This window comes from Bradyrhizobium brasilense, from assembly GCF_029714345.1.
GTDB lineage: Bacteria > Pseudomonadota > Alphaproteobacteria > Rhizobiales > Xanthobacteraceae > Bradyrhizobium > Bradyrhizobium australafricanum.
This window is the reverse complement of the sequence record NZ_CP121669.1, coordinates 3,076,195-3,102,378: the sequence shown is the minus strand read 5'-3', so window position 1 is coordinate 3,102,378 and position 26,184 is coordinate 3,076,195. Positions and strand designations below refer to the sequence as shown.

General features: G+C 62.0%; 21 protein-coding genes, 1 tRNA gene and 2 pseudogenes. 4 read left to right on the top strand and 20 right to left on the bottom strand.

Annotated features, from left to right (window positions below; genetic code table 11):
* Positions 1 to 127: 127 nt before the first annotated feature.
* The 9 genes from QA635_RS14295 to QA635_RS14255 all read right to left on the bottom strand — a co-directional run bounded on the left by QA635_RS14295 (position 128) and on the right by QA635_RS14255 (position 9,860).
* The gene (locus QA635_RS14295; protein WP_283069796.1) at positions 128 to 1,870 is read right to left on the bottom strand and encodes a nitrilase-related carbon-nitrogen hydrolase; all 1,743 of its coding nucleotides are present in this window, start codon (positions 1,868 to 1,870) and stop codon (positions 128 to 130) included.
* Between the two features lie 22 nt (positions 1,871 to 1,892).
* The gene (urtE, locus tag QA635_RS14290; protein ID WP_283069795.1) at positions 1,893 to 2,591 is read right to left on the bottom strand and encodes an urea ABC transporter ATP-binding subunit UrtE; all 699 of its coding nucleotides are present in this window, start codon (positions 2,589 to 2,591) and stop codon (positions 1,893 to 1,895) included.
* A complete protein-coding gene (urtD, locus tag QA635_RS14285; protein ID WP_283069794.1) occupies positions 2,588 to 3,337 on the bottom strand; it encodes an urea ABC transporter ATP-binding protein UrtD in 750 nt (249 codons plus the stop codon). The genes urtE and urtD overlap by 4 nt, the downstream gene beginning before the upstream one ends.
* Before the next feature lie 2 nt (positions 3,338 to 3,339).
* Positions 3,340 to 4,497 carry an urea ABC transporter permease subunit UrtC gene (gene urtC / locus QA635_RS14280; RefSeq protein ID WP_283069793.1) on the bottom strand — a complete coding sequence of 386 codons (1,158 nt, stop codon included), beginning with the start codon at positions 4,495 to 4,497 and terminating at the stop codon, positions 3,340 to 3,342.
* A gap of 5 nt (positions 4,498 to 4,502) precedes the next feature.
* Positions 4,503 to 5,396 carry an urea ABC transporter permease subunit UrtB gene (gene urtB, locus QA635_RS14275; protein ID WP_253607646.1) on the bottom strand — a complete coding sequence of 298 codons (894 nt, stop codon included), beginning with the start codon at positions 5,394 to 5,396 and terminating at the stop codon, positions 4,503 to 4,505.
* Positions 5,397 to 5,472: 76 nt separating this feature from the next.
* Positions 5,473 to 6,723, bottom strand: a complete 1,251-nt coding sequence (locus tag QA635_RS14270; protein WP_283069790.1) for a transporter substrate-binding domain-containing protein — start codon at positions 6,721 to 6,723, stop codon at positions 5,473 to 5,475.
* Between the two features lie 343 nt (positions 6,724 to 7,066).
* Positions 7,067 to 7,657, bottom strand: coding sequence for an ANTAR domain-containing response regulator (locus QA635_RS14265; RefSeq protein ID WP_283069789.1), 591 nt, complete (start codon positions 7,655 to 7,657; stop codon positions 7,067 to 7,069).
* 15 nt (positions 7,658 to 7,672) lie between these two features.
* Complete coding sequence (locus tag QA635_RS14260; RefSeq protein ID WP_225159640.1) at positions 7,673 to 8,824, bottom strand: transporter substrate-binding domain-containing protein; 1,152 nt, start codon at positions 8,822 to 8,824, stop codon at positions 7,673 to 7,675.
* Positions 8,825 to 9,020: 196 nt separating this feature from the next.
* Entirely contained in the window at positions 9,021 to 9,860 is an 840-nt protein-coding gene (locus tag QA635_RS14255) for a LysR family transcriptional regulator (RefSeq protein ID WP_283069788.1), read from the bottom strand.
* Between the two features lie 160 nt (positions 9,861 to 10,020).
* On the opposite strand from QA635_RS14255, the pseudogene QA635_RS14250 reads away from it, so the two are divergent.
* A pseudogene (locus QA635_RS14250) lies at positions 10,021 to 11,238 on the top strand (GMC family oxidoreductase); the annotation flags it as partial.
* 63 nt (positions 11,239 to 11,301) lie between these two features.
* Here the strand turns inward: QA635_RS14250 and ltrA are convergent.
* Complete coding sequence (gene ltrA / locus QA635_RS14245) at positions 11,302 to 12,579, bottom strand: group II intron reverse transcriptase/maturase (protein WP_283063957.1); 1,278 nt, start codon at positions 12,577 to 12,579, stop codon at positions 11,302 to 11,304.
* Positions 12,580 to 13,131: 552 nt separating this feature from the next.
* Here ltrA and QA635_RS14240 point away from each other — a divergent pair.
* A pseudogene (locus tag QA635_RS14240) lies at positions 13,132 to 13,536 on the top strand (GMC oxidoreductase); the annotation flags it as partial.
* Between the two features lie 32 nt (positions 13,537 to 13,568).
* A complete protein-coding gene (locus tag QA635_RS14235) occupies positions 13,569 to 15,068 on the top strand; it encodes a CoA-acylating methylmalonate-semialdehyde dehydrogenase (protein WP_283069787.1) in 1,500 nt (499 codons plus the stop codon).
* Positions 15,069 to 15,349: 281 nt separating this feature from the next.
* On the opposite strand, the gene tenA is transcribed toward QA635_RS14235, so the two are convergent.
* From tenA to QA635_RS14205, 6 genes are all read right to left on the bottom strand, one after another.
* On the bottom strand, positions 15,350 to 16,024 hold the full coding sequence (gene tenA / locus QA635_RS14230; protein WP_092083090.1) for a thiaminase II: 675 nt from the start codon (positions 16,022 to 16,024) through the stop codon (positions 15,350 to 15,352).
* 721 nt (positions 16,025 to 16,745) lie between these two features.
* Positions 16,746 to 17,528, bottom strand: coding sequence for a C13 family peptidase (locus QA635_RS14225; protein WP_283069786.1), 783 nt, complete (start codon positions 17,526 to 17,528; stop codon positions 16,746 to 16,748).
* A 140-nt stretch (positions 17,529 to 17,668) separates the two neighbouring features.
* Positions 17,669 to 18,436 carry a DeoR/GlpR family DNA-binding transcription regulator gene (locus QA635_RS14220; protein ID WP_076834264.1) on the bottom strand — a complete coding sequence of 256 codons (768 nt, stop codon included), beginning with the start codon at positions 18,434 to 18,436 and terminating at the stop codon, positions 17,669 to 17,671.
* A 151-nt stretch (positions 18,437 to 18,587) separates the two neighbouring features.
* Positions 18,588 to 19,586 (bottom strand): 4-hydroxythreonine-4-phosphate dehydrogenase PdxA, encoded by a 999-nt coding sequence (pdxA, locus tag QA635_RS14215; RefSeq protein WP_283069784.1) that lies wholly within the window; start codon positions 19,584 to 19,586, stop codon positions 18,588 to 18,590.
* The gene (locus tag QA635_RS14210) at positions 19,583 to 20,890 is read right to left on the bottom strand and encodes a four-carbon acid sugar kinase family protein (RefSeq protein ID WP_283069782.1); all 1,308 of its coding nucleotides are present in this window, start codon (positions 20,888 to 20,890) and stop codon (positions 19,583 to 19,585) included. The genes pdxA and QA635_RS14210 overlap by 4 nt, the downstream gene beginning before the upstream one ends.
* A 29-nt stretch (positions 20,891 to 20,919) precedes the next feature.
* Positions 20,920 to 21,960 carry a 2-keto-3-deoxygluconate permease gene (locus QA635_RS14205; protein WP_092090551.1) on the bottom strand — a complete coding sequence of 347 codons (1,041 nt, stop codon included), beginning with the start codon at positions 21,958 to 21,960 and terminating at the stop codon, positions 20,920 to 20,922.
* Between the two features lie 453 nt (positions 21,961 to 22,413).
* Between QA635_RS14205 and QA635_RS14200 the strand changes: the two genes are divergently transcribed.
* A complete protein-coding gene (locus QA635_RS14200) occupies positions 22,414 to 22,842 on the top strand; it encodes a hypothetical protein (protein ID WP_283069781.1) in 429 nt (142 codons plus the stop codon).
* Between the two features lie 236 nt (positions 22,843 to 23,078).
* Here QA635_RS14200 and QA635_RS14195 read toward each other — a convergent pair.
* From QA635_RS14195 to QA635_RS14180, 4 genes are all read right to left on the bottom strand, one after another.
* Positions 23,079 to 23,154 (bottom strand) — tRNA-Lys (locus tag QA635_RS14195).
* Between the two features lie 164 nt (positions 23,155 to 23,318).
* Positions 23,319 to 23,909 carry a Spy/CpxP family protein refolding chaperone gene (locus QA635_RS14190; protein WP_283069780.1) on the bottom strand — a complete coding sequence of 197 codons (591 nt, stop codon included), beginning with the start codon at positions 23,907 to 23,909 and terminating at the stop codon, positions 23,319 to 23,321.
* Between the two features lie 162 nt (positions 23,910 to 24,071).
* A complete protein-coding gene (locus QA635_RS14185) occupies positions 24,072 to 25,355 on the bottom strand; it encodes a TRAP transporter large permease (protein ID WP_092090549.1) in 1,284 nt (427 codons plus the stop codon).
* On the bottom strand, positions 25,355 to 25,927 hold the full coding sequence (locus QA635_RS14180; protein WP_057020631.1) for a TRAP transporter small permease: 573 nt from the start codon (positions 25,925 to 25,927) through the stop codon (positions 25,355 to 25,357). The genes QA635_RS14185 and QA635_RS14180 overlap by 1 nt, the downstream gene beginning before the upstream one ends.
* Between the last annotated feature and the right edge of the window lie 257 nt (positions 25,928 to 26,184).

Below are 26,184 nucleotides of genomic sequence, written 5' to 3'. Positions count from 1 at the left end.
CTGAGATTGGGACGTGAGCGTGCATGGCGAGCGGAGCTTTACGCAGAGGAATGTTGACAGATCTCGGGCTTCCATCGAGCGAAAGCGACATCTGTCGCAGGAAATCGAAAGGATCATTCCCACTTTGCTACTGGTGCCACGTCACAAGTGGCAAGTAGTGATGTGGCAAGCGCATCACAACGAGATCCTTCCGTCGCACGATATTGGTCGGATACGGCGTATCGAGATTGCTCGTATCGATGGTGGCGACGGCGCCCTCTTCCTGATCGAGGATCGCGGTTTCCTGCCGCGGGAAGACGAAATTGTCCGGACCAAACACCGCACTCGCCCCCAGGAAGCCGCGCGGAGGATCGAACACGTTCGCGAACGCCAGATAGACGTTGTTCTCGCCGCCGCGCGTGCGGAACGCATGCCAATGATAGGGATCGGCGCCTTTCGGGATCGGATAGTTGTGCGGGATGGCAGTCCCCGCGTGCGATCCAGTGAAGACGCCCGCGATCGCCGACGGGCAAGCGACGATATCGCATCCGCGAAGCGCCAGGGAGCGGATGGCCTCGGGATAGAGGGCGTCGTGGCCGATGGCGATGCCGACCCGGCCCAACGCGAGATCAAAGACCTTCCATGTGTCGCCCGCCGTCGCCCATCCCATATCGGCGTTCCCGAGGTGGATCTTGCGATAGCTCCCGGCGAGGCCCTCGGGCCCCGCAAGGACCGCCGTGTTGTAGATGCCATCGCCATCGCGCTCGGCAAGACCGGCAACGATATACGTTCGCAGCTTCATGGCGATCCTGGTCAACGCCTTGACGGCGGGCCCCTCCACTCCCTCGGCGCGCGCGGCCGGATCGGTCAACCCGGTCAATGACAACTCAGGAAACACGATCATGTCGGGTTTGGCAGCTGCGACAAGATCGCGGGCGCGATGCTCGATGGTCGCCAGGTTTGCAGCAACATCGTCTGCCGGCGAAAATTGCACGACCGCGAGCTGCGACAGCTTCCCCTTTGGAATGGGCTGGTAGCCGTAGAGCTTGAAAAAGTCTCCCGGATTCCAGGTAAAACTGTTGGTCATCAGCTCCGGGTAGAGCTCCGGGCGCCGTTTCTCGAACACCTTCTCACCGAGCACTTCCCGCTTGCGCGACTTGCCCAGATCGACCTGCGCATAAGCGATGCCGTCCCCGCTATCGATCGACACCGCGACGCGACCATCCGGCTCGATGATGCAGCTACCGCCCGAGAACTGTACCGTACGCTCCAATCCCCAACGGTTTGCTTCGATCACGTAGCATGAGTTCTCGAATGCCCGATTGATCCAGTAAGGCGCAGGCGTGCGCTCCTGCAGCCAGTTCGAGATGTGGCAGATCACGTCGGCGCCCGCGACCGCCTCGATGCGTGCGGTCTCGAAAAAGTGCAGATCCATGCACACAAGCATTCCGATCCGACCGAGCTCGGTATCGAAGACCTGATGCGCGACGTCGCCGTTCGCCGCCCATTTGGGCTCGGCGATATAGGGATGCGATTTGCGATGCCGGCCGACGATCCCGTTCGGTCCGATGAGGACGGCCGTATTGTAGTAGAGCTCGGTCGCGGGATCGACCTCGGGCATCCCGAGCACGATGTAGCAATCATGCTGCTCGCAAATCCGCTGGAAACGGTCGGTCGACGGGCCAGGCACGGTCTCGACGAACGGCTTGACCTCGTCGCGATCGTACCAGCAGTACCCCGTCGTCCCCATCTCGGGCGTGACGATCAGGCGCGCTCCCTCGGCCGCAGCCTCAGCGCAGAGCTTGAGCAGACGCTCGATATTGCGCTCCTTCTCATACATGGTCGGCTCGAACTGAACCGTTGCGGCGCGGTAGCTCGTGGGTATCGTCATTGATGTACTCCGGAGGATGCCGTCAGACGGCCATGTGCTCGTGAACGAGCGAGTCGGTGAGAGTGGCGATCGGCCCAGACGCCACGATCTGCCCCTTCTCGAGCATCGCGAAGCTGTGAGACGCAAAGCGAACGAAGTCGATGTTCTGCTCGACGAGGACGACGGTGAGCCCCATCTCGCGATTGAGGCGAACGATGATGCGCTCGATCTCCTCGACAATCGACGGTTGGATCCCCTCGTTCGGCTCGTCGAGCAGCAACACCTTCGGGTCGGCTGCAAGCGCGCGGGCGATCGCGAGCTGTTGCTGCTGCCCGCCGGAAAGCAAGCCGCCCCGCCGGTCGAGGTTCTCGATGAGATAGGGAAACAGCTCCCCAATGAAGTCCGGCACCACACGCTTGCCGTCGCGGCGGGCAAAGCAGCCCATCAGGATGTTTTCCCGTATCGTGAAGTCCACGATGATCTCGCGCCCCTGTGGGACGTAGGCGATCCCGGCGGCGGCCCTCAAATGCGTCGGCCTGGCCGACAGATCCTCGCCATTGAGGATGATCCGCCCGTCGGCGTGATCCGTCAGCGCCATGATTGTCTTCAAAAGCGTCGTCTTGCCGGTGCCGTTCCGGCCCACGACGCTCGTCACCTGTCCCGCCGGAATGGTAAGCGACAAGCCGTGGAGAACGTGGCTACGGCCGTAGAAACTGTCGATATTGGAAAGCTGGAGCGTCACGACAACCCCTTTGATCCGAGATAGGCCGCGCGGACCTTCGGGTTCGCTTCGATCTCCGAAATCCCGCCCTCGGCCAGAACGCGACCGAGATGAAGAACGGTGATCCGCTGCGCAATCTCGCGCACGAAGCCCATATCGTGCTCGACCACGAGCATCGTGTGCTGCCCCTTCATGCCGTTGATGATCTCCGCGGTTCGCATCGTTTCCGCTTGCGTCATGCCGGCTGTCGGCTCGTCCAGCAGGATCACTTTTGGGTTCTGAACCATCAGGATTCCGAGCTCGAGCCATTGGGTCTGGCCATGGCTGAGATCGGCCGCGGCAGTATTGATCTGGTCACGGAGCCCGATCAGCTCGATCGCGCGGTCGACCTTCTCGCGCGCGATCGCCGGATGGCCGAAACCGAGGTTCGCCATCACGCTGGTGCGTCGGCAACTCGCGACCTGGAGATTCTGCTTCACGGTCAGGTCGCGAAAGACGCTCGGGATCTGAAATTTCCGGCCGATACCTGCACGCGCGATCAGGTGCTCAGGCCAGTTTGTGATCTCGGTATCGTAGACCCAGACGCGGCCTTCCGTGCTCGGTGTCTTTCCGCTGACCAGATCCATCAGCGTGGTTTTCCCGGCGCCGTTCGCACCGAGCAGAACGCGAAGCTCCCCGTCGTCGACCGTCAGCGAAACGTTGTCGACCGCCTTGAAGCCGCCGAAGTTTACGCCAAGCCCGTCGATCGTGATCGCGACCGCCGACATTCTCATGCCTCCTTCGCTTCGGTGACGGCCGCGTTGGACGCTGGAACATGTGCGACACGCGGCTTGCCGCGCGCGACCGCGCCGAACCGCCCGATCAGGTCATGCAGGAGCCCACCGAGCCCCCGAGGCAGGAACAGGACGGTCAGCACGAACACCAGGCCGATGATCGCCTTCCAGGCTCCGACCAGCGCCTCCGTTTCGCTGATACCGGCCTCCATCATGTTGATCAGGATTGCTCCGACACACGCCCCCAGGATCGAGGCGCGGCCGCCGACGGCGGCCCAGACGACCATCGTCACGGAGAACGCAAGATCCATGAAGGTCGGTGAGGCAAACTGGGCGACGATCACGTAGAGCATTCCCGCCAGCCCGGCGATCGCCGCCGCGACGCAGAAGAAGAACGTCTGGTAGAGCGAGACATCGAAGCCGAGGTAGCGAACGCGCCGCTGGTCGTCCCGCGCCGCCTGCAACACCAGACCGGCCCGGGTCTCCACGATCAGGCGCGTCGCCACCAGGGTCACGGTCAGGATGCTCGCGACCAGCCAGTACGTGCCCTTGCTGTAAGGATCGAACTCGAAGCCGAAGATCTCGAGCGAGGCGAGGTCCGTAAGCCCGTTAAATCCACCCGTCACCGGCTGCGCATCCACCAGCACGAGCCGGACAAGGAGCACCAGAGCCAACGTGATGATCGAGACAAAGGGCCCTTCAATCCGCTTGCGGAATACAATGATGCCCAGCAGCGCCGCCACGATCACCGGCAGCGCAATTCCCATGATGAGCCCGACGCTCTGGTGCTGGAACGGCAGCCAGAGAAACGACGCCTTGTTGATGCAGCACAGGTCGGTCGGCGCCCCGGGCTCCGCATTCCAGAGCATGAAGTCCGGCACCGGCTTGTCCGCGCCCTGCTGCAGGCTGGTCGGACTCGCCAGCTTCAACGACATGGCCAGCATGTACGCGCCGAGCCCGAAGAAGAGCCCCTGCCCGAGATTGAGGATACCGGCATAACCCCACGACAGCGCGATCGCGATGCCGAGCATGCCATAGACCAGGAACTTGGCGATCCGGTTCAGTCCGAATTCGTCAACGAACAGCGGCACCGCGAAAATTGCGGCGATGAACAGCGCGTAGGCGCAAAGTGTCAGCTTGCGATCGAGAGTCATGGAGCTCAGCGCCGTTTGAACGAGAAGAGCCCTTCGGGCTTTAGAACGATGACGAGAATTACGGCCGCGAACACCACGGCACGCGCCAGGATGTCGTTGGTCGCCACGGCGACGAGCGCATTGGTCTCGCCCAGAAGTCCGGACGCCATGATCGTGCCGACGAGGCTTCCAAGCCCGCCGGTGACCACGACCATGAAGCCGTCCACGACCATGCTGGAGCCGAGATCGGGCGAGACCCCCTTGAACCCGGACATCATGACGCCGGCGACACCGGCCAATCCCGAACCGTAAGCGAAGGTCAGCGCATTGACCTTCCTCACGTCGATGCCGCACGCGGCCGCCATTTTCGGGTTGCGGATGATCGCGCGGACCTTCATCCCGAGCGAAGTCCGATACATGATGAACCAGGTCAGCGCCGTGAGCACCACGGTCACGAGCACGATGAAGCCGCGATAGGCATTGAGTTCGACGCCCGCGATGTTGACCGCCCCCTGAAGTTCAGCAGGCACTGCGACGTTCTGCAGGCCGGTCCCCAGTCCGTCGATGTGGATTCCCAGGAACGTCAAACCGAACTCGAGCCGGATCGCCTGCTGAATCAGCATGGAGACTCCCCACGTCGCGAGCAGCGTATCGAGAAGCCGTCCGTAGAGGCGGCTCACCACCAGACGTTCGATGATCCAGCCAAGGGCTGCAGCGGCCAGAAATGCGAGCGGTAACGCCACATAGAAGCTGGTCTTCAACCAGATCCCGGAGAGCACGGCCACGTAGGCCCCCGCCATCACGATCTCGCCATGCGCCATGTTGATGACGCCCATGGCGCCGTAGGTGATCGCAAGACCGAGCGCGACCAGCAGTAGAATCGAGCCCAGGCTGAGGCCGATGAAAAGAACGTCGATCATGAGGCGTACCGCAATCCAGCCCTGTCGCTGCGAGGGTCCGTGAGGCGGCGATCGCCTCACGGGTTGAGTGATGAGCTCAGATCTTGAGCTTCGACGTATCGAGCCCCTTCGAGGTGCAGAAGAGGTTCGATTCGGTTTCGCCATACGCGAAGTACGGAAGCGGCTTGATCGGATGCGGATAGGCATCGACCACCTTGCTCTGGCCGTCCGCCTGCCACTGCCCGATGCGCGGGGTCAGCCAACAATGCAGATTGTCGGCATCGATCGTCACCTTGCCGCCGGGCGCCTCGTAGCTCTCGCCGGCGATTCCGGTCCGGATCCCCTCTGCGCTGAGATCCTTGGTCTTCTCCACCGCCTGCTTCCACAGGAACACCTGGAAATAGGCGGCTTCCAACGAATGGTAGGTGACCTGCTTCGGATCGTTGACGAACTTGCGGAAGCGCTCGATGAAGCTCTTGTTGCCGGGCATGTCGAGCGACATGAAATACGGGAACGAGGTGTAGCTGCCGGCGGCATAGTCCGCGCCCATGGCCGCGATCTCGATTTCCGACGTCACCGTCGCGCAAATCGGAATCTCGGCCTGCGAGATGCCCTGGTTCTTGAATTCCCGGTAGAATGCGATGATGGAGTCGCCGACGACGTTGGACAGCACCACGTCCGCACCCGACTCCTTGATCTTCTTCACCATGACCGCCCACTCGGAATGGCCGAGCTCGAGATATTCGTCGGCCACCCATTGGGCGCCTGCGGCCTCGATCAGCTTCTTGGAGACCTTGGCCATCTCGCGCGGGTAGATGTAGTTCGAACCGACGATGAAGAACTTCTTCTTGCCCAGGGTCTTCACGATCCACGGGATGTAGTTCGCGAGCTGATGGTTCGGCACGGCGCCGGAATAGATCACGTTGCGCGAGCACTCGAAGCCTTCGTAATGGGTCTGGTAGAACAGCATTGCACCGCGCTTCTCGAAGATCGGCAGCACAGCCTTGCGGCTCGCCGAGGTGTGGCAGCCAAAGACCGTCATGATCTTGTCCTTGACGATCAGCTTGGAGGCCTTTTCGGAGAACGTCTTCGGATCGGACGCGCCGTCCTCGACGACCACCTCGACGGGACGACCAAGCACGCCGCCCGCGGCATTGATCTCGGCGACGGCCATCGAGACGCCGTTGGCGAGAAGCTTCTCCGCCACGGCCAGATTGCCTGTTTGCGAATAGAGCGCGCCGACCTTGATCGGTTCGGCGGCAAAGGCACGGCTCACGATCTGCGGCGCGGCAAGACTGGCCGAGCCGAGCGCGGCGGCTTTCAGAAGATGACGGCGACTTACGTTCATAGAACTTCCCCTGTTTCCAAAAGTCGATGAAAGCGGAAAAACATCCGTCTCCCTTCGTCCCGCGCCGGCGAACTTCCGCCAGCACCCGCCGGGATCAAGGCGAGCGCCATCGGTCGAACAAACATGTCGACGTGACGATCATCTCGAGGTGAATGGGCTGACGGCCTTGTCAGCAGGCAAACAAAAAACCCGCACCATCCTCGGTCAGAGGACTGGGCGGGCTTCATCGCCGCAGTGTAACGCGGCTTGCGCGCTACACACCTAGAACATGGCCTCAAGGATTGAGGGGATGCGCCAGGAACATCTGTTTCAGATGTTGCCGGATACAAGCATCGTTTTTTATCTAACGCAAGAGCGTTTCGGAATTAATGACCGCGTTCGCGATCTCGTCGATCGGAAGACGCTGCGCCATCGCCTCCTGACGCAACTTCGCGTAGGCATCCCGCTCGTTCAAATTGTTTGCCGCCATCAGAATCGCCTTGGCGCGCGCGATCTTCTGATCGCCGAGAACCTTCCTCTTGTACTTGCGCGCCTCCTTCAAAAGGCGTTGCCGCTGCAGCCAGAGATTGCGGGCAATGGCGAGATTGGTGAGCAAGCCAAACGGCTTGATCGGTCGCTCGATCACGGACAACGCCCCGCTCTCGAGCACCATTTGCAGCATCGATGGATTCTCGTAGCTCACAATGGCGAGGATGGTCGGCGGCGGATTCGGCATCGACCTCAGCAATTGCCCGATTTCCTCGCGCGCCTCGTCTTCCATCGAGAGAAAGACGATATCGCATCCCTGCGGCACCGACGGCGGCACCGGCCACAACAGGTTCGCCATGCACCCGATGCGGCGCAGATGCTCGACAAGCCGTTCGCCATCGGCATCGAATGGATGAATCACGGCGACATCGAGATCGCGAAGGTCCTTGAGAAGAGCGACAGACATGGAGTTCGGCCTCGCTCAGTAGGACAGTGCCCATGCACTCCCCGATTCGTGCTGGAAGCGGACTTCCAGCATGAACGGGTCGGGTGCCACCCTCACGCCGGCGTCGTGAACGACGCGATAATTTCCGGTGGCATCGACGCGTGCCACGCGCGGCCATAGATGCGTGTGGTTGGTGTTACCGTCGATCCGGACCGGTCCTTGCGGCGCGTCATACTCCACTTCCCAGAGCGACCGCAGCAGTTCTTCAAGATGATCGCTACGACTGCGCTCCAATGCCGCCGCGAAGAGGTGAACCGAGAAGTAAGCCGCTTCCGCCGGCGCCGTCACCGGCCAATCGTTCCCCACCCGCTTGTGATAGGCCGCAACGAACGCGCGGGCCGCCGGCGTATCGACGGACTGAAAGAATGGCGCCGCCGTGACGTGGCCTTCGGCAACATCGGCCCGCATGAGAACGACGTCGGCCTCGCTGGTCGATTGACTGGCGATCGGAAGCAGCCGGCCGTCAAATCCGGCCTCCTTGAAGGCGGTGTAGAACGGCACGATGCCGGCGCCGACGATGGTGGAGTAGATCACGTCGGGTCTGGTGGCGCGCACCCTGTCGAGGATCTTTGCGATGTGGCCGGCGGTCAGATTGAGCGGCACATACATTTCTTCGACCGAATGACCTCCGGCACCCGCAAACAGGTCCGCGATGATCCGGTTCGATTCGTAGGGGTAGACGTAATTCGACCCCACCAGAAATACGCGACCGCCGTAGTTCCTGGTGAGATAATCCACCAGCTGAACCGAATTCTGATTGGGAGCTGCGCCGGTATAGATGCAGTGGCGCGAATACTCGAAGCCCTCGTAGAGCGTCGGATAGAACATCAACGCGCTCCGCGCTTCGACGATCGGCAGCATCGCCTTTCGGGTACTCGACATGTGCCCGCCGAAGATGACGCGCACCCGATCCTCGTCGAGCAACTTCACCGTCAGTTCGCGGTAGCGGGACGGTGTCGACGCGGGATCGTAAGCCACCGGCTCGATGCGCCGTCCGCAGACTCCGCCGGCGGCATTGATTTCATCGATCGCAAGAAGCGTAGCCGCCCGCTGCGTGCGCTCGATCGCACCGGTCACTCCGGTCTCAGAAAACAAGACACCGACGCGCCAAGTCTCCATATCCATCAGCGTTCACCCAAAAAAAATGGTCCCCGTCCCCCTTAGCAGAGGTCGAGAACCACACTGTTCGCGTTCAGGGCGATCTCGACCATGCGAGCCGCATGCAAAGTATGTCAGAGGCCGGGACTCGTTGCAATGCAGCAACCGTAAAAACTTCGGCCATGACGAGTGCGAGCCGCCGCACGAAATACGACGGGCGTCCAATTCATCGCAGGAAGGACCTGCGGTCGGACCGAACCGCGGCAGCGACCGCCTCGAGCACCACGCGGACGCGGCGAAGTCGACGGGTATCATCGTGGACAGACATCCAGTAGCTGCGCGTTGCCTGGAATTTGTCCCCGAGCAGAAGCTTCAACCCCGGTCGCTCGCGAGCGAGATAACGCGGCAGAACGCCGATAGCCGCGCCGCTGACCACCGCGTCGACCTGTGCGATCACACTGCTGGTGCGGATCGTCGGCACGACTTCCACACCGTCACCCAGGTCAAGAAAGTTGAGCTGCTGGGTAAAAAGGAGCTCGGGGATGTACCCGACGAAGACGTGCTTCCTGAGATCCTGCAGTGACCTCGGACGGCCCATCCGCTGGAAGTAGATATCCGAACCATAGAGGTCGAGCGTGTAGTCGGTCAGCTTTTGAGCCGCGACCTGCCCCGCCACCGGCCGGTCAAGCGTGATGGCGATGTCGACCTCGCGTGCCGCCAACGAATAGGTCCGCGGCAAGGCGACCAGTTCGATTTCGAGCTCGGGATGCGCGGCGGACAACAGGAAGATCTTGCCGCCGAGATATCCGGCCCCCAGCCCTTCGGGCGCACCAATCCGAACGCGCCCATTCACCACTGATTGGGCGTCGGCTAACCCCGCGATGTCGCGCAGGATGATCGACTCCAGTTCCTCCGTGATGTCCGCGAGCCGGCGGCCATGCTCGGTCACCGCCGTCCGCCGCCCCGCCCTTTCGACCAACGGCATCCCGACCGACCGTTCGAGGCGGAGGACACGGCGCCCGACAGTCGAGTCGTCGATGCCGAGCAGTTTCGCGGCCTCGGACATCCGGCCGCTCCGCGTCACCTGGAGGAAGACTCGCAGATCATCCCAATCCATTCGGGGCTCTCGCATTTTTGCAATTGGAAGTCGCAGTTTCGGGCATTGAGAGCACAAATCCGCCATGCCATCCAGCGGCAACATTGCGCGGAGAGAGAAGAGAGGCCCGATGCGGATCGAGGGGGATTTTGACTATGTGGTTGTCGGTGCAGGCACCGCAGGCTGCATCGTCGCAAACCGGCTGTCCGAAGACCCGCACAACCGCGTCCTTCTGCTCGAAGCAGGCGGGAGGGACAACTGGATCTGGTTTCACATTCCGGTCGGCTATCTGTTTGCCATCGGAAATCCACGCGCCGACTGGATGTTCAAGACGGACCCGGAGCCGGGATTGAATGGACGCGCGCTGGCCTATCCCCGCGGCAAGGTGATCGGCGGCTCGTCCGCGATCAATGCGATGATCTCGATGCGCGGCCAGGCGGCGGACTACGACGGATGGCGTCAGCTCGGCTTGGAGGGCTGGGGCTGGGATGATGTGCTGCCGGAATTTCGCAATCTCGAAGATCACTTCATAGGCGCGAGCGACCTCCACGGCACGGGAGGCGGCTGGCGGATCGAGCCGCCGCGCGTGTCGTGGCGGGTTCTCGACGCCGTGGCGACGGCCGCCGAGGACATGGGCATTTCGCGCAGCCTGGATTTCAACACCGGTGACAACGAAGGCGCAGGCTACTTCCACGTCAACCAGAAGCGCGGCCGACGGTGGTCTTCGGCGCGAGGCTTTCTGAAGCCAGCCTTGAGCCGACCAAACCTCCGCCTCGAGACCAATGTCTGCGTAGACAGGCTCCGTATCGAAAACCGTCGCGTGACCGGCCTGCGTCTGGTCCGAGACGGTCAATCCGTCGATGTCGCTGCCAGGCGGGAAGTCATCCTGTGTGCCGGCGCGCTCGGCTCCGTGCAGATCCTGCATCGCTCCGGCGTGGGGCCAGCGGACTGGCTCCGCCCGTTGGGCGTCGACATTGCGCTTGATGGTCAGGGTATCGGACGAAACCTGCAGGATCATCTTCAGCAGCGCGCGATCTACAAGGTCAGCGGCATTCGCACGTTGAACGAAACGTACCATTCGCTTGGCCGCCGCGCCCTCATGGGCCTCGACTACATCTTCCGCCGACGCGGCCCGCTCACCATGGCGCCTTCACAACTCGGCATCTTCACCCGATCGAGCCCCACGCATGAGAGAGCTAATATCCAGTTTCATATCCAACCTCTCTCGCTCGACAAGTTCGGCGAACCACTGCACCGCTTTCCTGCGATCACCGTCGCCGCTTGCAATCTTCGGCCGACGTCACGGGGCACAGTCCGGATCGAGTCCAGCAGCCTCAATGCCCCACCGCGCATGGTGAGTCGGCCCCGGGAGTTGCACCCGGAGCCGCTCTCCGAACCGTACGTGACGCTCTCACGTCATACGGCTCTCAACAAGTACCGAAGCAGAACTCAACCTCGCCCAATGAGCAAACAGCTTTGGCCTGCGGCGGCGGATCAATCTGAGCCAGGTGGAGGCTCTAACTTTTCCATTCTTCAGCCCTTTGTATTTGCGTCGCGCCCAGCGGTTAAGAGATTCGTCGACGTATCGATACAGGTTGTGCATTTCTGACCGCCCATATCTGCCGTAGTACTGCATCCATCCACGAAGGACGGGATTCAGTTCCAAGGCGATTACGTCGACTTCCGTCTGCGAGCGAAGCCTGAGCCGGAGCTGCCGGATCGTCATACGCATAGACTTCATCGCCGCCCTGCTGGCCGCTGGCGAGAACGTACAGAAGTTTTCTTTCTTCTGATGATTTCTTGCCCTGCGCGGTCGAAAGGTAAATCCCAGAAAGTCAAACGACTGACTGGTATGGCTACCCGGGCGGTTGCTGTCTTTGCAGTAGACGATCTTGGTCTTGTCGGGATGCATTTCGAGTTCGCATTCCTCAAACCTTGCTTGCAGCGCCGCCTTGATGGCCTCCGCTTCAGCCTTGGTTCGGCAATGAACGAGCCCGTCGTCTGCGTATCGACACCATGGTGACCGCGGGAAGTTCCGCGCCATCCATGTATCGAACGCATAATGCAAGAACAAATTGGCAAGGACGGGACTGATCACGCCGCCTTGGGGTGTGCCCCGGTCGCGAGCGGTGATCGCTCCGTCTTTGCCTTGCATCGGCGCTATTAGCCAGCGTTCGATGTAGAGCAGAGCCCATTCGTCTTGCACATGCTTCCTGATGGCCTTCATAAGCAACTTGTGGCTGATATTGTCGAACAGGCCTTTGATGTCGAACTCCAGCACCCAGTCCATCTTCCAACACCGTTGCCGGGTGACGCCGACGGCGTCCAGCGCGGATTTTCCGGGCCGGTAGCCGTAGGAATCGGGAAGGAAGATTTCCTCGAGTGCTTGTTCAATCTGCAGCTTGACGACCGTCTGCGCCACGCGATCTGCTACTGTCGGCACGCCTAGAATGCGTTGTCCGCCGTTCTTCTTGGGAATGGGGACAGCCCGAACGGCAGGTGGAAAGTAGCTGCCAGAAGACATCCGATTCCAGACCTTGTAAAGGTTGCCCTTCAAGTTCTTCTCGAAAGCTTCCAACGATATCTTATCCACGCCGGCTGAGCCCGCATTGGCTTTGACCAATCGGTAGGCCTTCATCACTGTTTGCTTGTCGATATTGTACTGCTTACGTTCGGTTACACCCATCATGTCCTCCTGCTCATCACAGTTGCATGCGGGTGGAACCACTTGCCTCGGCCCCTTCGCTCCAGTCCCATTACAGCACCTTCATCACTACTACGAGCCAATCCGCCCCAGTGTCGTGCTTCGGTACTCTCGTCTCGCGGTGTGCGCCGCTTGAACTTCTCCCTTGGCATCACAACGACTGGTTCCTGCAGTTCTCTACAAGAGCCTGTATCCAGATCGCGTCCCCTAAACGCCGGTCGCCACCCGCGCAGTAATCCAGGCGCCTCACGGATTGATCTCAGGGATGGCACGCGCCCCTGATTTTGGCGACATCTAAATAATTTTCGACGCGTCATCGGAAGATTCGCTTTCGCTCGCCTTCTGGATACTCACCTGCCCCGTAAACCCGGGACTTTTGCAACACTTGCTGATGACCGCGCCTTTTAAGCGAAGCCACAGTGTCGTGGTTTTGCATCTGCGGCTGGAACGCCGATGCAGGAGGGCCAACCTCCATCTCTCATAAAGCTGTACGCATCAAATTCGGTTATTCACCTCCTTCATGCTCTGCAGCACACCGCGCCAAACTATCTTGCTACGCCCGAGGACCGGCTCGTCGCGGCAGATGCCATTCGGGTCACCCGCACGCTGATGCGCCAGCCGGCGCTCGCTCGTTACGCACCCGAGGAATTTCTGCCCGGCCCGTACGTCGCCGACGATGACGTGTCACTCACGCACGCTGCCGGCGACATTGGCACGACCATCTTTCATCCGGTCGGTACCATCAAGATGGGGCCCGAGGCGGATCCGCTGTCACCGCTTGACGCGCGCCTTCGCATGCGAGGCATCGACGGGCTCCGGGTCATCGACGCCTCGATCATGCCCACCATCACATCGGGAAATACCAACACCCCAACCGCAATGATCGCGCGCAAGGGCGCCAGCATGGTGCTCGACGACGCGCATCGGTCCCGCATCGCCTAGCCGCCATTCGTTTCATCGAGGAGACTCCGCAAATGACCCATCCCGTTCCGCATTTCATCAATGGCGCCCCGGTCACGTCTTTGCACGGCCGTGCCGCGCCGATCTACAATCCTGCGACAGGCGAGCAATCCGGGACCGTGCCGCTTGCCGGCGCCGACGAGGTCGCTTCGGCGGTCGCGGCCGCACGGACCGCCTTTCCCGACTGGGCCAAGTCTCCGCCGCTGCGGCGCGCCCGCATCCTCAATCGTTTCCTCCGTATCCTCGAGGAACGGCTCGATGAGCTCGCGGCTGTGATCACGTCAGAGCATGGCAAAGTTTTTTCCGACGCAAAGGGCGAAGTACAGCGCGGAATGGAAGTCGTGGAGTTTGCCACCGGCGCGCCACAGCTTTTGAAGGGCGAGATCACCGAGAACGTCGGCACGCGCGTCGACAGTCATTCGTTGCGCCAGCCGCTCGGGGTCGTCGCGGGCATCACGCCGTTCAATTTCCCGGCGATGGTTCCGATGTGGATGTTTCCGGTGGCACTTGCCTGCGGCAACACATTCATCCTGAAACCCTCCGAGAAGGTTCCCTCCGCGTCCATCCTCCTGGCGCAATGGTTGAAAGAGGCCGGGCTGCCGGACGGCGTGTTCAACGTCGTTCACGGCGACAAACAAGCGGTCGACGCGCTGTTGACGCATCCTGATGTCGCAGCGGTGAGCTTCGTTGGCTCGACACCTGTCGCACGATCGATCCACGAAACTGCAACTCTGCACGGAAAGCGCTGCCAGGCCCTGGGCGGTGCCAAGAACCATATGATCATCATGCCGGGTGCCGACATGGACCAGGCTGTCGACGCGCTCATGGGCGCGGCCTACGGCTCGGCCGGCGAACGCTGCATGGCGATTTCGGTTGCGGTCCCTGTCGGCGAGACGACGGCAAAGACCTTGATCGAAAAGCTCGTACCCCGGATTCATGCGTTGAACATCGGTCCAGGCATGGACCCGGAGAGCGAGATGGGTCCGCTTGTCAGCCAGCAACATCGCGACAAGGTACGAGGCTACATTGATGCCGGCGTCGCCGAAGGTGCGACGCTGCTGGTGGATGGTCGTGAATTTCGCCGCCAGGGTTACGAGAAAGGCTACTTCACCGGCGGCACGCTGTTCGATCGCGTCACATCCGATATGACGATCTACCGCGAAGAGATATTCGGACCGGTCCTAACGGTCGTACGCGCCTCGTCTTATGACGAGGCCGCCGCCCTGATCAACGCGCACCAGTTCGGCAATGGCACCGCGATCTTTACGCGCGACGGCGACGCGGCACGCGAGTTTGCCAACCAGATCCAGGTCGGGATGGTCGGCATCAATGTGCCGATTCCTGTTCCGATGGCTTTCCATTCATTTGGTGGCTGGAAAGCCTCCCTGTTCGGCGATCACCACATGCACGGACCAGAAGGCGTGCGGTTCTATACCAGGTTGAAGACGATTACGACGCGCTGGCCGACCGGTATTCGCAGTGGCGCGGAGTACGTGATGCCAACGTTGGGATGAAAGGCAAGCGACCAAATAGCGAGGCAACCAAGACGTGAGCTACAGGCACCTGATGCGGGCATCACCGTTGTCGACTAGCAGCAGCTGAAGGTTCATAGCCAACATTGGCGCGTCATCAGGAAGTTCACAGGTGGGGGTATCGGCCGTGCGGTACTCGTCCGCGAAGTACCTTCGTTGTCGGACACCCGCTTTTGGCGGACCGATGGATGCTCCGGTCACCGTTGTCGGGATGCACCGTGGTGTGGGACCTTCAGGTTATAAGCCTGACAATTTCCGATGCGCTATTCGACACGCTGGCCCGCGCGCCAGCCCATCTCCCAGAAGTCTGCCTCGAGACGAGTAGCTTCCTTGAAGATCGCAATCAGCTCTGCCTCCCGGGCCGGGGTGGCGTAGAGATCAGCGAGACGTTCCAAGTGTGCTCCCGCTTTCGCCGCGACCTCTTGGTATGGCGCGCCAGCGTACTCGGCAATCCACACGCGATAGGGGTTCGTCGCAGCGTTCGCATCGGGTTGTGCAGCCAGCCGCTTCGCGATCTCCGCGTACCCGATCACGCATGGGGCCAGCGCCACCTTGAGCGCCAGCAGATCGCCGCGCATTCCAGCATCCAGCACGTAGCGAGTATAGGCTAGCATCTCGGCCGCCGGAGGGGTCTGTTCAAGGTCGCTTGGGGACAGCCCCCAACCGGCACAGAGTGTCACATGAAGGTTCATCTCGACATCAAGGATGGCCGAAAGACCGGCCGCTGCTTCACGCATGTCGGCAAGCTTGGGCGATTTGTAGACCGAGAGCGCGTAGGCGCGCGCGAACTCGATGAGGAACAAGTAATCCTGAGCAAGATAATAACGAAATGCCGGTTCGGCGAGCGAGCCGTCTGCCAATCCGTTCGTGAAGGGATGCTCGGTGTAGGCGCGCCACTCAGCAGATGCCTCTGTCTTTAAACGCTCCCAGAAACTCACGTTATGTTTCGCCTGGCTTGTCATGAACCGCTTTTGATTACTTCCCATAGCCTGCATTATGAGGCTGACCTTGGCCGGCCGCGGCGATCTGCCGGCACGCTGCCGTATGGAGGTCGCTTGCCGTCGATCGCTGGGCTTGAGTGCGTTCTCACGTTATCACCTACAGAACGCAACGTCCTGGTCCAAGATTCGACTACAGACAATCCGCACCAGTTTCGCGCCAATAACAACCCGCACGAAGGGCGGCGAACGTGGTCGAATTCGACGAAAAGGCAGGAAACTTAACCGCGGCGACGATTGTCCCACCGCTCATAACGGTCTGGTTGCAGGTTCGAGTCCTGCCGGGCCCGTCAATGAGATCAATAGCTTACTTCGTTCCCGTTGCCCGTAGCGCGACAACCGCACCAGAAACCGCACCAGATACGTGCAGTTTTCGTTCACACGAAAGTTCGCAACGGCGTCAGGCAAGCTCACCTGCTAAATGAGTGGACGCGACAGTGCCATCCACGATCCTCGCCTTCGGCCGACGGAGAGGCACCGACAGAAGCAGTCTCTCCCTTTGGCGGTGAAGTCGGCTATCTCCGGCAAAGCGGAAGTCAGCCATAACGCCAATCAAGTCCGCCAAGGGCCAGTAGCAGACATGCGGCGCGATGCGGTGACCAGATCAACATGGACGAGGTTGACGGCACCCATAGGCGCCGGCCGCAAACGCGGCCGGTCCTCAAGGACGCGCAATGAGCAACGGCTGCACGTTTGCGCCGCCTGCCATCAGGGGATTCGACGGCTCGAAGCGAGCGCGCAGTTCTCGCTGCTGGACGAGCGAGCGTGCAACAACAAAGGCGTTCTTCAGGCTTCTGGCTTGCCGGAGTGCGACATTGAAAAAGGCGTTGCCGAAGTAGGTCCACTTGGCTTTGTCCCGACAGCCAAACGATGAATGGCCGGCATCGGCCGCGGTGATGACCAACGTATCGGGGTTCGCGAGACGAGGGATAAAGACCCCGGAATAACAGGCAGAGATGACCACCACCTTGTATCGCATGCCGGTCCGCGCCAGCATGGCGGCGAGATGGGACGGCGTGAGCGTTTGCGTAAGCCGCCCGGCTTTGATTGCAAGCCCGTCGGGGGAGCCGTGCGAGGTGAGAATCAAGAACAGAACATCATTCTCGGCGTCCATCCCATTGGCCGCCGCCTGCAAGGACTTAGCCAGGCCTTCAATCGTTGCACCTCCGCCTTTCTTCGAATTGAATTGCACGTTGACTGGGCCGCTCCCGAAACGACCCGCTACGACCTGTGCTGCGCCGGTCGCCTCGCTTCTAAACACGCCCTGATCGCCGAAAAGGCCGAACGACACCACGCTCACCTTGCGAGCGTCCTCAACGGCGCGCACCGGCGAAGCCAACGGCGCGACGGTCAAAACAAAAGCGACGAGCGGCGCGCCAAGCCGGCTGATCCAAGAGCCGATCCAAGTGCCGTTCCAAGAACCACTCCAAGACTTGCACGCCATGGCGAACCTCGTTTGGTGATCGCCACCTAGCATATGGCGATTCAAGTTGACGGCATTGCGCCCCGGTTCAGCGATTCCTTGCCGCAACCCCGCCTCGGTCGATATTTTTCTCCGATCACGCGAAAAATTGCGATGCCGGCTCAGCGAACGCCGGCAACGATCACGCGCGCTCCCGCATCGGCGAGACGCTTGCACTGCTCCTCAGATGCGCCGACATCAGTCACCAGAGTCCAGCGTGGCGGCAGCGGCGCCCAGGCCATCTGTTCGGCGCGGCCGAGCTTGCTGGCGTCGGCGAGAACGATGACTTCCTTCGACTGCTGCATCATCAGCGACTTCAGTGCGACCTGTTCAAGATCCGCTTCGCACAGGCCACGGCCATTCACCACGCCGTCGGCGCTCATGACGGCGCGGTCCGCGGTCATGCGCCGCAACGCCTCATTGGCGAGCGGCCCCATGGTGCTCATGCTGGTGGTGCGCAGCGCGCCGCCCAACACCACAAGCTCTATGCTCGGAGCCTTGGCGAAGAAGGGCAGCAGCGCAAGATTGTTGGTGATGATGCGCAGCCGCCGATGCTGCAGCAGTCGGCCGAAGGCTGCGACCGTCGAGCCGGCATCGAGAATCAGCGTGTCGCCATCCTCGATCAGATCGATCGCCGCGCGCGCGATCGCCTGCTTCTGTTTGCCCTGAACCGCGAGGCGCTGCTCGAGCGTCGTCTCGTTCGCGTGGGCGGTGAGAATGGCGCCGCCATAGGTGCGGCGCACGGCATTGTTCTTGGAAAGATGCTGCAAGTCGCGCCGCACGGTGGAAGCGGAAACGTCGAAGCGCCGCGCGAGATCGTCGACATCGATCTCTCCCGCGTTCAGTGCTTCCAACAGACGAGCGTGACGCTCCTTGCTGCGCATCGACATCGAACCTCAGCCCCCGGATTCATTGCCGTCAGCCGAGCTCGACCGTATCGGCTTCGCGGCACGGCCGATGGATACCACGATGCATCGGCCGCGCAATGTCAGCGCTTAACGCGCATCTCGCTCCTCATCCTGAGGAGCCCGCGCAGCCCCCTCAAGCCGCCTTCTTCGGCGCGAGATCGACCGCCTGCCGCAGCGCTTCGATCAGGCTGCGCTCGTCGGCGATGCCCTTGCCCGCGATGTCGAAGGCGGTCCCGTGATCGACCGAGGTGCGGATCACCGGCAGACCAACAGTGATGTTCACACCGGCTTCCAGCCCCAGCACCTTGATGGGTCCATGGCCCTGATCGTGATACATCGCGACCACCATGTCGTAGTCGCCGCGGCCGGCCAGGAAGAACAGCGTGTCGGCAGGCAGGGGGCCGTGCACGTCCCAGCCCTTGCGCTGACAGGCTTCCACGGCCGGCGCGATCTTCGCGGCTTCCTCGCCGCGACCGAACAACCCGTTCTCGCCGGCATGCGGATTGATGGCGCAGACGCCGATCTTCGGATTGGCGACGCCGGCGCGCACCAGCACGTCATGCCCGCGTGCGATGACACGCTCGACGAGGCCGGGCTCGATCTTCTCGATCGCATCGAGCAGGCCGATATGCGTGGTCACGTGAATGACGCGGAGTTTCGGCGACACCAGCATCATCGATACTTCCGGCGTGCCGGTCAGATGCGCCAGGAGCTCGGTATGGCCGGGATATTTGTGGCCGGCCGCATGCAGCGCTTCCTTGGAAAGCGGCGCGGTGCAGATGCCCTGCGCGAGCCCTGCCTGCACCACCTGCACGGCTTTCTCGATATACCGATATGCCGCCTCACCTGCCGTCGCCGACACCTTGCCGAACGGCAGATCGTCCGGCACCAGCTTCAGGTCAACGCACTGCACGGCCTTCGACGCAAAATTCGCCTGCTTCGCGTCGCTCAACGCATCGACCTCAAGCGGCACGCCGACGATCTGACCGGCCTTGCGCAGACGGTTGGAGTCGCCGATCACCAGCGCATTGCAGATCGCCCGCACCCGCGGCTGCGCCAGCGCCTTCATGATCACCTCGGGCCCGATACCGGCCGGATCTCCCATGGTGATCGCAATGGTCGGACGAGTCATATGAAACTTCCTCTGGTTCGGACGGCGCGAAGCCGCTCGCTGATGCGGATGAGGCTGTTCTCGTCACCGAACGCGCCCGCTTTGGTGGCGATCGGAACAGACAATCGGCCAAGAGTAAGGCCGAGCGACACGCCCGGCTCGATTTCGTCGACAAGACGGATACCGTTGACACCGAAGCGCGACAGCATCGCCGCGGCGGTTTCGCCGCCGGTCGCAGCGAAGGCGCCGATCGCGGGTGCGACGGCCTCAAGAGCGTCGGCGAGCCCCTTGGCGAGCTGCGGGCCGAGCGACATGTCGGGGTGATCATCCATCATGATCTCAACCAGTGTATCGCCGCCGCCGGCAAGTCGTTTCATCACGTCCGCGGCGAGCGCCGCCCGGCCGGCACCATCGTTGAGCAGCGTTTCCGGCGCGACCGGGAAATGCGCCACGGTGCCGGTCGCCTCCAGCTCGCGCGCGGCGGCGCGAGATGCGCCGGCGAGCGAGCCCACCACGATCAGGGTGCCGGATGCGCTCGTCGGAATGCGCAGCGGCTCGACGGCATGGCTGACTTCGAGGCCGGCCAGCGCATGCGCGAGGCCGGCGCTGCCGATGAAGAAGGTTGCGGGCGATGCATGCAGGCTCGCCTCCGCGATCAAACGCAGATCGTGTTCAGTCTCGGCGTCGCAGGCCGCGACCACGTCGCCCTCCCAGGCGAGCCTCGCGAACGTGGCTTTGAGATCGCCACCGCGCACGGCAGCGAGCTTGACCTTCTCACCGCGAACGCCCGCGGTCGCGAGAACGTCGACAAGATCGGCATTCGGGTAGGTGTGGTCGCGGTGCCAGACCTCGGCCTCCTCGAGGGGGCGGCCTCTGACCAGGATACGCCCGTCGATGGTGGTCCGGCCGGTGGCCGGAAAGGCCGGCGCGAACACGCCAAAGGCCGGACCCGACCGTGGCTTGAGATGCGCAAGCGCGGCGGCAGTCTCCACTGCAGGTTGCCCCCGCAGCGTCGAGTCAATCTTCTTGAAAAGGATACGTCCGCCTTCGCAAAGGCGCGCCAGCACATCGGCATGGCGGGCTGCAGCGGCCCCGGCCGAAAGGCCTCGACTCGCGGCATCGTAGGCCAGGACAGGCAGCTGGTAGCCCGACGCGTCGGTCACCTCACCCCACGTCACCGCAGCCGCACGCCCCCTTCTGCCGAAGGCGATCGCACAGTCCGCGGCACCGGTGAGATCGTCAGCGACGATCAGCCAGCTTTGGCTTGACGCGTTTTCTTGACGCGAGCCGGTATCCACTTCGCTCGAAAACGCTTTAGGGGCCATCTTCAGCGACCTGCTTCAGTGACTTTGCCTCAGTGACTTGCCTCAGTGACAACCGAGCGCGCCGCGGGGGTCATCTTGCCGGCAGAAGCCACGTTGTTCTCTTCTGCAGGCTCCTCGACGTCGCGACCAACAACGCGGGCTGTCCAGGCGGTGACGATCGGCACGAGGATTGCGGTAACCACGACGCAGGCCGCGACGAGGATAGTCGCAGGCCGCGCCGCGTCCGCATAGGCTGGATTCGCCGCGGCGACAATCGCCGGGACGGCCGCCGCATTACCGGCCGTCGAGGCCGCCGCAACACCCGCGACACCATTCCCGCCAGTGATGCGATCGGCGAGGAACAGCGGGATGCCGGTCACAACCACCACGGCCACTCCCATGCCGAGGCCGAGCAGGCCGGCCTGCCAAACCTTCGACAGATCGAGGCCGGCGCCGAGCGCGAAGGCGAAGAACGGGATCATCACAGGCACCGCGCGGCTCAGGAAGTCGCGCATCTCTCTGTCGAGATTGCCGATGATCATACCCACCACCAGAGGCAGGATAGCGCCCACGAGGGTCTGCCATGGAAATGCCGAGAGGCCGGCGACGCCCAAAGTGATCATGGTGAGGAAAGGACCGCTCTCCAGCGACATGACGGTATAGGCGCCGACGTCACGCGGACGTCCATATTGGCCCATCAACGCCATATAGAGACCGCCATTGGTGTCGTTCATGGCGGCGACGATCGCGAGCGTCGAGACACCCGCGAACATGCCAGCTGCGACCGGCGTCTCTCCCAAAATGCGGCCGAAGATCAGGCCGAGGACAACGGCCACGCCAACCTTCACGATCAGCAGGGTGCCGCCCTTCTTCACAATATAGGGGGTCGCGCGGAAGTCGATGCTCGCGCCCATGCAAACGTAGAACACGGCGAGAATTGTCAGCGCGCCAGAGAACAGTGCGCCGGTGAAGGAGCCAAAAAACTTCGGGGTATCGGGAAAGAAGGTCGCAATAAGCGCCCCGACCAACAGAGGGACCACCATCATCCCGCCCGGCACGCTCTCGATCGCCCGCTTAATTGGAACCTGCATTTCTGTTGTCCTCCCGCACACCGCGCACTTCCGATCATTTTGCGCGTTTTGCTATAAAAACGAGCAAACGGTGGCCGTATATGCTCATATCGCGCAGCATTCAAGACCCATTGCGCATTTTGCGCAAAACTGACCCGATCATTCGCTCCGTCAGATGCGATTGATTTTGCTCGCGGGAGAATGCCAGGGAATTGGGTCATGAGAGGTTGGGCACGGTGCTCATCGCGCAGATGCTCGAAACGCTTACTTGGGGCAACACCCACCGAAGCCCCGACCGTCGCATGCTTCGGCCGCAAGGGTGCCCGGCGGGGCCCTCGCCTGCAGGCGGGACACCGCCTCGGCCAGCGGAACGTCGGCCTGTAAGTCGTCGCGCTCGCGCAGGCTTTCTTCGGGCGCTAATATGAAGCCTCCCAAGACCGCTCTGAGATTGTTCGGTATTGCAGGCGAAAGCCGTTGCGCAACGGCCGATGGGCCTACTTCTTCGAGCCTCCAACCTGGGCGCGTGCGCAAGGGTGTCACGTCAAGGCGAAGGCACTCGGTGAGATCTACAATGCGGCCGTTGAGCGCGCCGAGTACGTTCTTCTGCTGGCCTTCGACAGCTGGCGGTCTCACGGGCTGACGGAGTGGTTGCAGCGCGAGGAGCATGTCGTCGGGGCTTTTGAGATTTCGTACTACCGCCCCAAGGAGCGGCCCAATAGCGTGAAGATCGTGCATCCGAAGAACGGCGAGGAAGCCTGGTGGCCGCTTTTCGATGATCGGGGCGAATCACTTTTCCCCGAACTGATGGCCGAACTCGATGCCATCAAGCAGGTCACGTTTCGGGTCTGGTCTTCAGGCGCGATCGCGCGCACCGCAAGTCGCGTACTCCGCCACCGTGGATAACTGAGCGCAAGGACCTCCGCTACCTGCGCAGCGTCGTGAAGGACATTGTCGCCGCGGCCGGCCGCCACAGGTCTGCACGGCAATTGCCGATCTATGCAAAGCGGACCCGTAAACAGCTGATCTCGGGGACCCGGAAGCGCCGCGAGGAGCGAACAAAAGCAGCCGGTTTGTCGGAATAGACGCGGCCGTTTGTCGGAATGACAACTACGAGGGTTAACCTAAGCTATTGAAAAGCTTGGTGGGCGCACCAGGGCTCGAACCTGGGACCCGCTGATTAAGAGTCAGCTGCTCTACCAACTGAGCTATGCGCCCGGAACTTGTCCGGAAATGACCCTCGCAAGAGAGCGGTCGTTTAGCAAAGCGATTCCCCGATGTCCAGCAAGCTCAAGCAAGTTTTCCCGACTTTCTGACAACCGAAAGGCCGCCGGAATCCGGCGGCCTTTCATAGACTTGGCGAGGGTGCCGGCGGACGGCGCTCAGAGCCGGCCGGAGCGCTCCTGATCAGGGCCATCGTCGCGGTCGAAACGGTCGTGATCGAAGCCGCGGCCGCCGCGCTCCCAGCGGTCCATGCCGCGCTCGAGGCGGTGGCGGCGCCAGCCTTCGGCGCCGAAGCCGCGCCCTTCCATATGGGTCAGCATGCTCAGCCGCCGCTTCTGGTTGTCGTCGAGCGTCTTGTAGAGCGGGTCGGCGGCATCGGCGATCTTCGTCAGCGACGTTGCGGTCGCCGCCATGTTGCCGGCGCGCTCGCGCAGGCGGGCGACCGGATCATCCGGCTTCTGCGACTTGTCCGCATCGGTCTTCTCGGCGGCCATCCGCGCGTTGGCGCGATCGAGCCGCATCTTCGCGAAGTCGCGCACCGCCGCCTCGACCGGCGGCCACAGCTTCTCCTGATCGGCGTTGAGCTTCAGCCCGGCGTGGACGGCGGCGATCCGCGCGTCGAGGAAGGCGGCCCGATCCTCGGGGCTCATCCGCATATGGCCGTGGAACCAGGGACGATGCTGGGCATAGACCGTGGTCGAACCGGCAATCGTGAGCGCCGCGATGCCGGCGAGCAGAACTTTCTTCATACGAACCTCCTTTGAAGGTTGCTCGAAGATGATGCCGCCCGCCCGCGCCTTCAACTTACGGATTGGACAGAGAGAGCTCTGTTACCAAGATGTAATCCGCTTTCATTGCACCGCAGAAACATCCAAGGCGCGAGGTCGCGCTTTGGATGTCTGTTGTTTGCGCTAGATCATGCCGAGCAAGCGCGGCAGCCACAGCGAGATCTCCGGCACGTAGGTGATCAGGCCGAGGAACACCAGCATCGCGCACAGCCATGGCAGGACCGAGATGGTGATCTCGCTGATGCCCATCTTGGCGATACTGCTCGCGATGTAGAGGTTGAGCCCGACCGGCGGGTGGCACAGCCCGACCTCGGTGTTGACGATCATCAGGATGCCGAGATGCACCGGGTGCACGCCGAGCTTGGTCGCCAGCGGAAACAGGATCGGCGCCATGATCAAGAGGATCGACGACGGATCCATCACGTTGCCGGCGAGCAGCAGGATGATGTTGACGACGAGCAGGAACATCCAGACCGAGAAGTTCTTGTCGATGATCCAGGCCGCCATCTCCTGCGGGATCTGCTCGTGCGTCATCAGGAACGAGAACAGCACCGCGTTGGTGATGATGTAGAGCAGCATCGAGCTCATGCTCGCCGCCTGCAACAGCACCTTCGGCACCTCGGAGAGCTTCAGCTCCTTGTAGACGAATACGGTGATGAAGAAGGCGTAGGTCGCGGCGACCGCTGCGGCTTCGGTCGGCGTGAAGATGCCGCCATAGATGCCGCCGAGCACGATCACGATCAGCAGCAGGCCCCAGATGCTTTCGCGGAACGCCGTGAACTGCTGGCCGATGGTCGCGCGCGGCATCTTCGGATAGCCGTTGCGCTGCGCGACGAAGAAAGTCACCGCCGCCAGCATCAGCGCGAGCACGACGCCCGGCACGATGCCGGCCATGAACAGCGCGCCGATCGAGGTGTTGGTGGAGACGCCGTAGAGCACCAGGATGATCGAGGGCGGCACCAGGATGCCGAGCGCGCCCGAGGTCGAGATCACGCCGACGCCGAACCGCTTCGGATAGCCGTGATCGACCATCGCCGGCATCATGATCGAGCCGATCGCAACCACCGTGGCGACGCTTGAGCCCGAGATCGCCGCGAACATCGCGCAGGCCGCCACGCCGGCCAGCCCAAGGCCGCCAGGCAGATGCCCGACCAGCGAGGTGGTGAACGCGATCATGCGCCGCGCGACGCCGCCGCGGGTCAGGAAGGTGCCCGCCAGGATGAAGAACGGGATCGCCATGATGCCGAAATTGTCGAGGCCCGAAAACAGCTTCAGGCCGACGCTCTCGATCGGCACCTCGGTCATCGTGAACAGGAAGGTGAGCACGGTCAGGCCGAGCGAAATCGAGATCGGCATGCCCGTCAGCATCAGGGCAAACAGCAGTCCGAAAATAAGTGCGGCGCTCATCACGCTTCTCCAAGCGCGACGGGCGCGGTCTTGCTGGTCTCGACGCCATCGACATGGGAGGCGTCATGGTGCGGCAGGTCGTCGGTCCACCAGTAATTCCAGCACACCTGCAGGAAGCGGAAGCACATCAGATAGGAGCCGAGCGGGATGCAGGCGTAGACGATCCAGCTCGGGATCTCAAGATCCGGCGAGACCTGGTCGGTATGCATCAATTCGAACACGAATTTGGCACCCATGGTGCCGACGATCCCGGTGAATAGCGCGCCGCCGAGCAGGCCGAAGGTGATGGTGCGCTTGCGCCAGAAATCGTTGAGGCGGTTGATCAGGACGTCGACGCCGACATGGACGCCGGCGCGCACGCCATAGGCGGCGCCGAACTTCGCCATCCAGATGAACATGTAGATGCAGAGTTCCTGCGACCAGGCGAGATTGATGCCGAACAGGTACGGATAGAGCACGGGAACGTCGACCAGAAAACGGTGCACGACCGTGACGAAGGTCAGCAGCGTCGCGGCCCCCATCAGGCTCGCGATGATGATTTCCTCGAGCCGGTCCAGAATTTTAAGCAGCATTGATCTCCCCTGTCATGGCCTGATGCGGCAACCGGCCACGGCACCCAAGCCGCGACGTCACGCGGCCGCGGCGTTCATTCAACTACTTGACGGTTCTCGATCGAGAGATCGATCCGCAAACTCGTTCACCTCTCCCGCTTGCGGGGGAGCGTAGGCCGCCTTCGGCCGTCCCTGTAGAACGCCGAAGCTAGGCTTCGGCTACGTCGCATCGAAGATGCGATACGGGTGGGGGCTCTCTCCAAGAGAATGACTCGTGG